Genomic DNA, 12,070 nt, shown 5'->3' with positions numbered 1-12,070 from the left:
TCGACTTCATGCTCGTCTCCGATCTCTCGGTGGCGTTTTACTGCGTCCTGAAAAAACCGTCTGGTTGAATTTCTGTGGATTAAGCCCTGTGAATAACCGCCTCTGAGGTCAGTTGATAACAGGGCGTGAAAACTGGATATAACTGCCTCTGTGGATAACCACCCCATTCATCCACAGGCTTAAACCGGTTATCCAAGGGCCTCCTGAGGACCTGATAACAGGGTTTTGAAACTCTGTACACATTGAATAATAAGGCCTGTAGCAATCTATCCACAGAAAGGTCGGTCAGTAAGAATAAGCATTAAAACAAAGGTTTTATAAATTTCTCTCTTTTTTATTCTTTTAACCTCGAGTTCTCCACAGCTGGTTAAATTTTGTGCAAAGGGTTCTTTAGGAAGGGCGAAGTCCCTATACTTGTCGACCAGGTCCAGAAACCTGATCTCAAACTATTCCTGAATACCTACTTAAGCAGGCACGAGGTGCGTGGTGGATTTCCCTTCCCGTTTTGAAGTGATCGTCATCGGCGGCGGTCATGCCGGTACCGAGGCAGCACTGGCCTCAGCACGTATGGGGGCAAAAACCCTGTTGCTGACGCATAACGTGGAAACCCTCGGTGCCATGAGCTGCAACCCGGCCATCGGTGGCATTGGCAAAAGCCATCTGGTCAAGGAAATCGACGCCCTCGGCGGCGCGATGGCCATGGCTACCGATCTGGGCGGTATCCAGTTTCGCGTGTTGAACAGCCGCAAAGGTCCAGCCGTACGGGCAACCCGTGCGCAGGCCGACCGTATTCTTTACAAAGCAGCTGTTCGCGAAATTCTGGAAAACCAGCCGAACCTGTGGATATTTCAACAGGCCGCTGACGACCTGATCGTCGAGCAAGAGCAGGTACGTGGTGTTGTCACGCAAATGGGTCTGCGGTTCTTCGCCGATTCCGTGGTGTTGACCACTGGTACCTTCCTCGGTGGACTTATCCACATCGGTTTGCAGAATTTTTCCGGTGGTCGCGCCGGTGATCCACCATCGATTGCCCTGGCACATCGTCTGCGTGAACTGCCGTTGCGTGTCGGTCGCCTGAAAACCGGTACACCACCGCGCATCGATGGCAAATCTGTGGATTTCTCGGTCATGACTGAGCAACCAGGCGATACGCCGATCCCGGTCATGTCGTTCATGGGCAACAAGGAACAGCATCCGCGCCAGGTCAGTTGCTGGATTACCCATACCAACGCCCGCACCCACGAAATCATCGCGGCGAACCTTGACCGTTCGCCGATGTATTCCGCTGCCGGCGAAATCGAGGGCATTGGTCCGCGTTATTGCCCGTCGATCGAAGACAAGATTCACCGCTTTGCCGACAAGGAAAGCCATCAGGTGTTCATCGAGCCGGAAGGCCTGACCACTCATGAGCTGTACCCGAACGGGATATCCACAAGTTTGCCGTTCGACGTGCAATTGCAGATCGTGCAATCGATCCGCGGCATGGAAAACGCGCACATCGTGCGTCCGGGTTATGCGATCGAGTACGACTACTTCGACCCGCGCGATTTGAAATACAGCCTGGAAACCAAGGTGATTGGCGGTCTGTTCTTCGCTGGTCAGATCAACGGCACCACCGGTTACGAAGAAGCCGGTGCCCAAGGTCTGCTCGCCGGGGCCAACGCCGCCTTGCGTGCGAAGGGCAAAGAAGCCTGGTGCCCGCGTCGCGACGAGGCGTACATCGGCGTACTGGTCGACGACCTGATCACCCTCGGTACCCAAGAGCCGTACCGCATGTTCACTTCCCGTGCCGAGTACCGCCTGATCCTGCGTGAGGACAACGCCGACCTGCGTCTGACCGAAAAAGGTCGCGAACTGGGTCTGGTCGATGACGCGCGTTGGGCGGCGTTCTGCAAGAAACGCGAAAGCATTGAGCTCGAAGAGCAGCGCCTGAAAAGCACTTGGGTTCGCCCGGGCACTCAGCAAGGCGATGCGATTGCCGGGAAATTCGGCACGCCGCTGACCCACGAATACAACTTGCTCAACCTCTTGAGCCGTCCGGAAATCGACTACGCTGGTCTGGTCGAAGTAACCGGGCAGGGCGCCGAAGATCCACAGGTCGCCGAACAGGTTGAAATCAAGACCAAATACGCCGGTTACATCGACCGTCAACAGGACGAAATCGCCCGTCTGCGCGCCAGTGAAGACACGAAACTGCCTGTGGATATCGATTACACCAACATTTCCGGTCTCTCCAAGGAGATCCAGAGCAAGCTCGGTGCGACGCGTCCGGAGACGCTCGGCCAGGCTTCGCGGATCCCGGGCGTGACCCCGGCGGCGATTTCGCTGTTGATGATTCATTTGAAAAAACGCGGCGCGGGCCGTCAGTTGGAGCAAAGCGCTTGAGTTCTAAGGTCACTTCGCAACACGCCGAAGAGTTATCCACAGGAGCCCGCGCGCTCGGTGTCAATCTCACCGCAGCCCAGCACGAATTGTTGCTGGGCTACCTGGCCCTGTTGATCAAATGGAACCAGGCCTACAACCTGACTGCAGTGCGCGATCCTGATGAAATGGTTTCGCGGCATCTGCTCGATAGCTTAAGCGTGATGTCGTTCATCGAAAACGGTCGTTGGCTTGACGTTGGCAGCGGCGGCGGCATGCCCGGCATTCCGTTGGCGATCCTGTATCCGGACTCGCAAGTCACCTGTCTGGACAGCAACGGCAAGAAAACCCGCTTCCTGACTCAGGTCAAACTCGAACTCAAACTGGATAACCTGCAAGTTATCCACAGCCGCGTCGAAGCGTTCCAGCCTGCCCAGCCATTCAACGGGATCATTTCCCGGGCCTTCAGCAGCATGGAGAACTTTACCAACTGGACTCGCCACCTCGGCGATGCCGACACGCGCTGGCTGGCAATGAAGGGCGTTCATCCGGCCGATGAGCTGGTAGCATTGCCGGCAGACTTCAAACTCGATAGCGAACACGCCCTGGCCGTACCCGGTTGCCAAGGCCAACGCCATCTGCTGATACTGCGCCGCACGGCATGATTGGGAACACAAGCAAGAATGGCTAAGGTATTCGCGATAGCGAACCAGAAGGGTGGTGTGGGCAAGACCACCACCTGCATCAACCTCGCAGCATCCCTGGTCGCGACCAAGCGCCGGGTGCTGTTGATCGATCTCGATCCACAGGGCAACGCCACCATGGGTAGCGGTGTGGATAAACATGGCCTGGAAAACTCGGTCTACGACCTGCTGATCGGCGAATGCGATCTGGCCCAGGCCATGCACTACTCCGAGCACGGCGGTTATCAATTGCTACCGGCCAACCGCGACCTGACCGCGGCCGAAGTGGTGCTGCTGGAAATGCAGATGAAGGAAAGCCGTCTGCGCAGCGCGCTGGCGCCGATCCGTGAAAATTACGATTACATTCTGATCGACTGCCCGCCGTCGCTGTCGATGCTCACCCTGAACGCACTGGTTGCCGCTGACGGGGTGATTATCCCCATGCAGTGCGAGTACTTTGCGCTCGAAGGCTTGAGCGACCTTGTGGATAACATCAAGCGCATTGCCGAACTGCTGAACCCGAACCTCAAGGTCGAAGGTCTGCTGCGCACCATGTACGACCCGCGGCTGAGCCTGATGAACGATGTTTCGGCGCAGCTCAAGGAGCACTTTGGCGAACAGCTGTACGACACGGTGATCCCGCGCAACATTCGTCTGGCCGAAGCGCCGAGCTACGGTATGCCGGCATTGGCCTACGACAAGCAATCGCGCGGCGCGCTGGCCTACCTGGCCCTGGCGGGCGAGATGGTTCGCCGTCAGCGCAAAAATTCACGCATCGCCGCTGCCCAGCCAACTTAAGGAATCCCCATGGCCGTCAAGAAACGAGGTCTCGGACGTGGACTGGATGCACTGCTGAGTGGTCCGACCGTCAGCGCGCTGGAAGAACAGGCGGCGCAGGCCGATACCCGTGAACTGCAACACCTGCCGCTGGATCTGCTGCAGCGTGGCAAATACCAGCCACGCCGCGACATGGATCCACAGGCGCTGGAAGAGCTGGCGCAGTCGATCAAGGCGCAAGGCGTGATGCAGCCGATCGTGGTGCGCCCGATTGGCGGTGGCCGCTTCGAAATCATCGCCGGTGAACGCCGCTGGCGCGCCAGCCAGCAGGCCGGCCAGGAAACCATCCCGGCGATGGTCCGGGATGTGCCGGATGAGACTGCGATCGCCATTGCGCTGATCGAGAACATTCAGCGTGAAGACCTGAACCCGATCGAAGAAGCCGTCGCCCTGCAGCGTCTGCAGCAGGAATTCCAGCTCACCCAACAGCAGGTGGCCGAGGCTGTGGGTAAGTCCCGGGTGACTGTGGCTAACCTGTTGCGACTTATTGCACTGCCGGAAGTCATCAAGACCATGCTGTCCCACGGTGACCTGGAAATGGGTCATGCCCGTGCTTTGCTCGGTCTGCCGGACAATCAGCAGGTGGAAGGGGCGCGACATGTTGTCGCACGCGGCCTGACTGTGCGCCAAACCGAGGCACTGGTTCGTCAGTGGTTGAGTGGCAAACCGGAGCCTGTGGAAGCGGCCAAACCCGACCCGGACATCGCCCGGCTTGAACAGCGTCTGGCCGAGCGCCTAGGCTCTGCGGTGCAGATTCGCCACGGCAAGAAGGGAAAAGGTCAGCTGGTGATCGGTTACAACTCCCTCGATGAGCTTCAAGGTGTGCTCGCACACATCCGCTGAAACATTTCCTCATGTAGCGCGCAGTCGGAAATCACTACCTGACAGTTGAATAGGGGCAGAACCGCCCCTATACTCTGCGCGCATTTTGTCGGCACAAATTATGCCAAGTTATTGAATTTCGGCAGCCGACCATTGGAGAGCAATCGTGATGGAAACCCGCAAGCCAAACCGCCTGCCGTTCCATCGCCTGGCGGTTTTTCCGGTGTTGATGGCTCAATTTGTCATTTTGCTCATTGCCGCTTTGGCGCTCTGGCAATGGCACGGAGTCGTTGCCGGATACTCGGGACTTTGCGGAGGCCTGATAGCCTTGCTGCCCAATGTTTATTTCGCTCACAAGGCATTTCGGTTTTCCGGCGCCCGAGCAGCCCAGTCCATCGTCCGGTCATTTTATGCCGGCGAGGCAGGCAAACTGATTTTGACGGCAGTGCTGTTTGCACTGGTGTTTGCAGGTGTGAAGCCATTGGCGCCGATCGCAGTATTCGGCGCTTTCGTGCTGACTCAGTCGGTCAGCTGGTTCGCTCCCCTGCTGATGAGAACAAGACTTTCGAGACCTTAGGGCGTTTGAGGCAACCATGGCAGAAACAACCGCTTCGGGCTATATCCAGCACCACTTGCAGAACCTGACCTTCGGTCAGTTACCCAACGGCGGCTGGGGCTTTGCCCATACCGCAGCAGAAGCCAAGGAAATGGGCTTCTGGGCTTTCCACGTCGATACCCTCGGCTGGTCGGTCGCGCTGGGTCTGATCTTCGTTTTCCTTTTCCGCATGGCGGCAAAGAAAGCGACATCGGGTCAGCCAGGTGCTTTGCAGAACTTCGTTGAAGTATTGGTCGAATTCGTCGATGGCAGCGTGAAAGACAGCTTCCATGGCCGTAGCCCGGTGATCGCACCGCTGGCACTGACCATCTTCGTCTGGGTGTTCCTGATGAACGCCGTCGACCTGGTACCGGTCGACTGGATTCCTCAGCTGGCCATCCTGATCACCGGCGACCACCACATCCCGTTCCGCGCCGTGTCGACTACCGACCCGAACGCGACCCTGGGCATGGCGTTCTCGGTTTTCGCACTGATCATTTTCTATAGCATCAAGGTCAAGGGCATCGGCGGCTTCATCGGCGAACTGACCCTGCACCCGTTCGGCAGCAAGAACATCTTCGTTCAGGCCCTGCTGATCCCGGTGAACTTCCTGCTGGAATTCGTGACCCTGATCGCCAAGCCGATCTCTCTGGCCCTGCGTCTGTTTGGCAACATGTATGCCGGCGAGCTGGTGTTCATTCTGATCGCTGTGATGTTCGGCAGCGGCCTGCTCTGGCTGAGCGGCCTGGGCGTTGTTCTGCAGTGGGCGTGGGCGGTGTTCCACATCCTGATCATCACTCTGCAGGCGTTCATCTTCATGATGCTGACCATCGTTTACCTGTCGATGGCGCACGAAGAAAACCATTAAGAGCAGCCTCGGCTGATCTGATGTCCCTCCCGGTCAAACGGGAGGGGGCTCTTAACCGGGCCTCTGAAACGATTTGTTTTACCGCTTTAATCTAAAAAACCTAAACCATACGACGTAAAAGTCGGGAGGAAAGATGGAAACTGTAGTTGGTCTAACCGCTATCGCTGTTGCACTGTTGATCGGCCTGGGCGCACTGGGTACCGCAATTGGTTTCGGCCTGCTGGGCGGCAAGTTCCTGGAAGGCGCCGCGCGTCAGCCAGAAATGGTTCCAATGCTGCAAGTTAAAATGTTCATCGTTGCCGGTCTGCTCGACGCCGTAACCATGATCGGTGTTGGTATCGCTCTGTTCTTCACCTTTGCGAACCCGTTCGTTGGTCAGATCGCTGGCTAATTACCCGGATTCTTCCGAGTAATTTGGTGTGATGGACAACGTAACTGCGAGGTGTTGGCGTGAACATTAATGCGACCCTGATTGGCCAGTCCGTTGCGTTCCTGATTTTTGTACTGTTCTGCATGAAGTTCGTATGGCCTCCGGTCATCGCGGCACTGCACGAACGTCAAAAGAAGATCGCTGATGGTCTGGACGCTGCCAGCCGTGCAGCTCGCGACCTGGAGTTGGCCCAAGAGAAAGCGGGTCAGCAACTGCGCGAAGCGAAAGCTCAGGCAGCTGAAATCATCGAGCAAGCCAAGAAACGCGGTAACCAGATCGTTGAAGAGGCTGTTGAAAAAGCCCGTATCGACGCTGACCGTGTGAAGGTTCAGGCTCAAGCCGAGATCGAACAGGAACTGAACAGTGTCAAAGACAAGCTGCGTGCCCAAGTGGGCTTGCTGGCTGTCGGCGGCGCCGAGAAGATCCTGGGTGCCACAATCGATCAAAACGCGCACGCAGAGCTGGTTAACCAACTGGCTGCTGAAATCTAAGCGAGGGCGATCATGGCAGAACTGACCACGTTGGCCCGACCTTACGCTAAGGCGGCCTTCGAGCACGCTCAGGCCCACCAGCAACTGGCCAATTGGTCAGCCATGCTCGGCCTGGCTGCAGCGGTGTCGCAAGACGACACCATGCAGCGCGTGCTCAAGGCCCCGCGACTGACGAGCGCAGAAAAGGCCGCCACGTTCATTGACGTGTGCGGCGACAAGTTTGATGCCAAGGCACAGAACTTCATCAATGTCGTTGCCGAAAACGACCGTCTCCCGCTTCTGCCGGAGATCGCCGCTCTTTTCGACCTGTACAAGGCCGAACAAGAGAAGTCGGTAGACGTTGAAGTGACCAGTGCTTTCGCATTGAACCAAGAACAGCAAGACAAACTCGCCAAGGTTCTCAGTGCACGACTCAACCGGGAAGTGCGCCTGCAAGTTGCGGAGGATGCTGCCCTTATAGGTGGTGTCGTTATCCGCGCCGGCGACCTGGTTATCGATGGCTCGATTCGCGGCAAAATCGCGAAACTTGCCGAAGCATTGAAATCTTGAGTTTGAAGGGGCAGCAGAGCAATGCAGCAACTCAATCCTTCCGAAATAAGTGAAATTATCAAGGGCCGCATCGACAAGCTCGATGTGACCTCCCAAGCCCGTAACGAAGGCACTGTCGTCAGCGTATCTGACGGTATCGTGCGGATTCACGGTCTGGCCGACGTCATGTACGGCGAGATGATCGAGTTTCCGGGCGGCGTCTACGGTATGGCCCTCAACCTGGAGCAAGACTCCGTAGGTGCCGTTGTATTGGGCTCCTACCAGTCTCTGGCTGAAGGCATGAGCGCCAAGTGCACCGGCCGCATCCTCGAAGTTCCGGTTGGTAAGGAACTGCTGGGTCGCGTAGTCGACGCACTGGGTAACCCTGTTGACGGCAAAGGTCCACTGGGCAACACCGAGACCGACGCGGTCGAGAAAGTTGCTCCAGGCGTGATCTGGCGTAAGTCGGTAGACCAGCCTGTACAGACTGGCTACAAGGCTGTCGATGCCATGATCCCTGTCGGCCGTGGCCAGCGTGAGCTGATCATCGGTGACCGTCAGATCGGTAAAACCGCTCTGGCGATCGACGCGATCATCAACCAGAAAGACAGCGGCATTTTCTGCGTCTACGTAGCCATCGGTCAGAAGCAATCGACCATCGCCAACGTGGTTCGCAAGCTGGAAGAAAACGGTGCCCTGGCCAACACGATCATCGTGGCTGCCAGTGCTTCGGAATCTCCTGCGCTGCAGTTCCTGGCACCGTACTCCGGTTGCACCATGGGTGAATTCTTCCGCGACCGCGGTGAAGACGCGCTGATCGTTTATGACGATCTGTCCAAGCAAGCAGTGGCTTACCGCCAGATTTCCCTGCTGCTGCGCCGTCCACCAGGCCGTGAAGCTTACCCAGGCGACGTGTTCTATCTCCACTCCCGTCTGCTGGAGCGCGCATCCCGCGTTTCGGAAGAGTACGTAGAGAAGTTCACCAACGGCGCAGTGACCGGCAAAACCGGTTCCCTGACCGCACTGCCGATCATCGAAACCCAGGCTGGCGACGTTTCCGCGTTCGTTCCGACCAACGTGATTTCCATCACCGACGGTCAGATCTTCCTGGAATCGGCCATGTTCAACTCGGGCATCCGCCCTGCAGTGAACGCCGGTGTTTCGGTATCCCGTGTGGGTGGTGCCGCTCAGACCAAGATCATCAAGAAGCTGTCCGGTGGTATCCGTACCGCTCTGGCTCAGTACCGTGAACTGGCGGCATTCGCCCAGTTCGCTTCTGACCTGGACGAAGCGACCCGTAAGCAACTTGAGCATGGTCAGCGCGTTACCGAGCTGATGAAGCAGAAGCAATACGCACCAATGTCGATCGCTGACATGGCGCTGTCGCTGTATGCCGCTGAGCGTGGGTTCCTGACTGACATTGAAATCGCCAAGATCGGCAGCTTCGAACAAGCGCTGATTGCTTTCTTCAACCGCGATCACGCCGATTTGATGGCCAAGATCAACGTTAAAGGTGACTTCAATGACGAAATCGACGCTGGCATGAAAGCCGGTATCGAGAAGTTCAAGGCCACCCAAACCTGGTAAGCCGCAGCGGGAGCCGTGAGGCTCCCGCTTGCTAACCTGATAGGTGTTACATGGCAGGCGCAAAAGAGATTCGCAGTAAGATTGCGAGCATCAAAAGCACGCAAAAAATTACCAGCGCCATGGAAAAAGTGGCGGTGAGCAAAATGCGCAAGGCACAAATGCGCATGGCAGCCAGCCGTCCTTATGCGGAGCGTATCCGCCAGGTAATTGGGCATCTGGCCAACGCCAACCCGGAATACCGCCACCCGTTCATGATCGACCGCGAAGTAAAGCGCGTCGGTTATGTCGTCGTGAGCAGTGACCGTGGTCTGTGCGGTGGCTTGAACACCAACCTGTTCAAGGCCCTGGTCAAGGACATGGCGGTAAACCGCGAAAACGGCGTCGAGATTGATCTGTGTGTCGTTGGTAGCAAGGGTGCGGCCTTTTTCCGCAACTTCGGCGGTAACGTCGTTGCAGCTATCAGCCACCTGGGTGAAGAGCCGTCGATCAATGATCTGATCGGCAGCGTCAAGGTGATGCTGGATGCCTACCTGGATGGCCGTATTGACCGCCTGTCCGTGGTGTCCAACAAGTTCATCAACACCATGACGCAACAGCCTACCGTGGAGCAGTTGATTCCACTGGTGGCCACCCCGGATCAGGATCTCAAGCACCACTGGGACTATCTCTACGAACCGGATGCCAAAGAGCTGCTTGACGGCTTGATGGTCCGTTACGTCGAGTCGCAGGTCTACCAGGCGGTGGTCGAGAACAACGCGGCTGAACAAGCTGCGCGGATGATCGCGATGAAGAACGCTACCGACAACGCCGGTGATTTGATCAGCGATTTGCAGCTGATCTACAACAAGGCGCGTCAGGCTGCGATCACCCAAGAGATCTCGGAAATCGTCGGCGGCGCTGCCGCGGTTTAACGGTTCAAATATTCAGAGGATCCAGCTATGAGTAGCGGACGTATCGTTCAAATCATCGGCGCCGTTATCGACGTGGAATTTCCACGCGACAGCGTACCGAGCATCTACAACGCGCTGAAAGTAATGAGCGCGGCCGAAACCACTCTGGAAGTTCAGCAACAGCTGGGCGACGGCGTGGTTCGCACCATTGCGATGGGTTCCACCGAGGGCTTGAAGCGCGGTCTGGAAGTTACCGATTCCGGCGCAGCCATCTCCGTACCGGTCGGTAAAGCGACCCTGGGCCGGATCATGGACGTTCTGGGTAACCCGATCGACGAAGCCGGTCCGATCGACACCGAAGAGCGTTGGGGCATTCACCGTCCAGCGCCGTCGTTCGCTGAACAGGCAGGCGGCAACGACCTGCTGGAAACCGGCATCAAGGTTATCGACCTGGTTTGCCCGTTTGCCAAAGGCGGTAAAGTCGGTCTGTTCGGTGGTGCCGGTGTAGGCAAAACCGTAAACATGATGGAACTGATCCGTAACATCGCCATCGAGCACAGCGGTTATTCCGTGTTCGCCGGTGTGGGTGAGCGTACTCGTGAGGGTAACGACTTCTACCACGAGATGAAGGATTCCAACGTTCTGGACAAAGTGGCACTGGTTTACGGTCAGATGAACGAGCCGCCGGGTAACCGTCTGCGCGTAGCACTGACCGGCCTGACCATGGCCGAGAAGTTCCGTGACGAAGGTAACGACGTTCTGCTGTTCGTCGACAACATCTATCGTTACACCCTGGCCGGTACTGAAGTATCCGCACTGCTGGGCCGTATGCCTTCCGCAGTAGGTTACCAGCCGACTCTGGCTGAAGAGATGGGCGTTCTGCAAGAACGTATCACTTCGACCAAAGAAGGTTCGATCACCTCGATCCAAGCGGTATACGTACCTGCGGACGACTTGACCGACCCGTCGCCAGCGACCACCTTCGCCCACCTGGACGCCACCGTCGTTCTGTCCCGTGACATCGCTTCCCTGGGTATCTACCCAGCGGTAGATCCACTGGATTCGACTTCGCGCCAGCTGGATCCGAACGTAATCGGTCAGGACCACTACGACACCGCTCGCGGCGTTCAGTACGTTCTGCAACGTTACAAAGAGCTGAAAGACATCATCGCGATCCTGGGTATGGACGAGCTGTCGGAAGCCGACAAACAGTTGGTTAACCGTGCTCGTAAGATCCAGCGCTTCTTGTCGCAGCCGTTCTTCGTGGCTGAAGTCTTCACCGGTGCTTCGGGTAAATACGTTTCCCTGAAAGACACCATTGCTGGCTTCAAAGGCATCCTCAACGGTGACTACGACCACCTGCCAGAACAAGCGTTCTACATGGTTGGCGGCATCGAAGAAGCGATCGAGAAAGCCAAGAAACTGTAATCCCGGCGCCCGGCAACGGGCGCTAATTTAGGTTGAGGCAATCAGATGGCTATGACAGTCCATTGCGATATCGTCAGCGCGGAAGGGGAAATCTTTTCCGGCCTGGTCGAGATGGTGATTGCGCACGGTGCACTGGGTGATCTTGGTATCGCTCTGGGTCACGCGCCGCTGATCACTAATCTGAAGCCAGGTCCGATCCGCCTGATCAAGCAAGGCGGGGAAGCCGAGGTGTTCTACATCTCCGGTGGTTTCCTCGAGGTTCAGCCGAACATGGTCAAGGTGCTTGCCGATACCGTGCAACGTGCCGCCGACCTGGATGAAGCTCAAGCCCAGGCAGCTCTCAAGGCTGCCGAAGCTGCTCTGCACGAGAAGAGCGCAGATTTCGACTACGGAGCTGCGTCCGCACGTCTGGCCGAGGCTGCAGCTCAGCTGCGCACCGTCCAGCAGATCCGCAAGAAGTTTGGCGGTTAATCCGTCAGCCGCTTGTTGTGCGATTGATAAAAAAGGGTAGCCTCGGCTACCCTTTTTTCTTTTCCGATTTTAACAACCC

General features: G+C 57.0%; 13 protein-coding genes. All 13 read left to right on the top strand.

Annotated features, from left to right (window positions below; genetic code table 11):
* Nucleotides 1–486: 486 nt before the first annotated feature.
* On the top strand, nucleotides 487–2,385 hold the full coding sequence (mnmG, locus tag ABV589_RS14835) for a tRNA uridine-5-carboxymethylaminomethyl(34) synthesis enzyme MnmG (RefSeq protein WP_367082203.1): 1,899 nt from the start codon (nucleotides 487–489) through the stop codon (nucleotides 2,383–2,385).
* Nucleotides 2,382–3,026, top strand: coding sequence for a 16S rRNA (guanine(527)-N(7))-methyltransferase RsmG (gene rsmG, locus ABV589_RS14830; protein ID WP_367082201.1), 645 nt, complete (start codon nucleotides 2,382–2,384; stop codon nucleotides 3,024–3,026). Before mnmG ends, rsmG begins: the two co-directional genes overlap by 4 nt.
* Before the next feature lie 18 nt (nucleotides 3,027–3,044).
* Nucleotides 3,045–3,842 carry a ParA family protein gene (locus tag ABV589_RS14825; RefSeq protein WP_003229787.1) on the top strand — a complete coding sequence of 266 codons (798 nt, stop codon included), beginning with the start codon at nucleotides 3,045–3,047 and terminating at the stop codon, nucleotides 3,840–3,842.
* 9 nt (nucleotides 3,843–3,851) lie between these two features.
* Nucleotides 3,852–4,724, top strand: a complete 873-nt coding sequence (locus ABV589_RS14820) for a ParB/RepB/Spo0J family partition protein (protein WP_007960777.1) — start codon at nucleotides 3,852–3,854, stop codon at nucleotides 4,722–4,724.
* 148 nt (nucleotides 4,725–4,872) lie between these two features.
* The gene (locus ABV589_RS14815; RefSeq protein WP_003229783.1) at nucleotides 4,873–5,280 is read left to right on the top strand and encodes a F0F1 ATP synthase subunit I; all 408 of its coding nucleotides are present in this window, start codon (nucleotides 4,873–4,875) and stop codon (nucleotides 5,278–5,280) included.
* A gap of 16 nt (nucleotides 5,281–5,296) precedes the next feature.
* Nucleotides 5,297–6,166 (top strand): F0F1 ATP synthase subunit A, encoded by an 870-nt coding sequence (gene atpB, locus ABV589_RS14810; protein ID WP_007960779.1) that lies wholly within the window; start codon nucleotides 5,297–5,299, stop codon nucleotides 6,164–6,166.
* Nucleotides 6,167–6,299: 133 nt separating this feature from the next.
* Nucleotides 6,300–6,557 (top strand): F0F1 ATP synthase subunit C, encoded by a 258-nt coding sequence (gene atpE / locus ABV589_RS14805; protein WP_003097235.1) that lies wholly within the window; start codon nucleotides 6,300–6,302, stop codon nucleotides 6,555–6,557.
* A 59-nt stretch (nucleotides 6,558–6,616) separates the two neighbouring features.
* Nucleotides 6,617–7,087, top strand: a complete 471-nt coding sequence (locus tag ABV589_RS14800) for a F0F1 ATP synthase subunit B (protein WP_011336718.1) — start codon at nucleotides 6,617–6,619, stop codon at nucleotides 7,085–7,087.
* 12 nt (nucleotides 7,088–7,099) lie between these two features.
* Entirely contained in the window at nucleotides 7,100–7,636 is a 537-nt protein-coding gene (locus ABV589_RS14795) for a F0F1 ATP synthase subunit delta (protein ID WP_007911956.1), read from the top strand.
* 21 nt (nucleotides 7,637–7,657) lie between these two features.
* On the top strand, nucleotides 7,658–9,202 hold the full coding sequence (gene atpA, locus ABV589_RS14790) for a F0F1 ATP synthase subunit alpha (RefSeq protein WP_103302851.1): 1,545 nt from the start codon (nucleotides 7,658–7,660) through the stop codon (nucleotides 9,200–9,202).
* A gap of 50 nt (nucleotides 9,203–9,252) precedes the next feature.
* Nucleotides 9,253–10,113, top strand: a complete 861-nt coding sequence (gene atpG / locus ABV589_RS14785; RefSeq protein ID WP_007960781.1) for a F0F1 ATP synthase subunit gamma — start codon at nucleotides 9,253–9,255, stop codon at nucleotides 10,111–10,113.
* 27 nt (nucleotides 10,114–10,140) lie between these two features.
* Entirely contained in the window at nucleotides 10,141–11,520 is a 1,380-nt protein-coding gene (gene atpD, locus ABV589_RS14780; RefSeq protein WP_034152182.1) for a F0F1 ATP synthase subunit beta, read from the top strand.
* Between the two features lie 45 nt (nucleotides 11,521–11,565).
* A complete protein-coding gene (locus tag ABV589_RS14775; protein ID WP_007954164.1) occupies nucleotides 11,566–11,991 on the top strand; it encodes a F0F1 ATP synthase subunit epsilon in 426 nt (141 codons plus the stop codon).
* Nucleotides 11,992–12,070 lie beyond the last annotated feature (79 nt).

Source organism: Pseudomonas sp. HOU2, from assembly GCF_040729435.1.
In the GTDB taxonomy this organism is placed as follows: Bacteria; Pseudomonadota; Gammaproteobacteria; order Pseudomonadales; family Pseudomonadaceae; genus Aquipseudomonas.
Note: the sequence above shows the minus strand (reverse complement) of the source record. Positions and strands in the feature narration are given on the sequence as shown.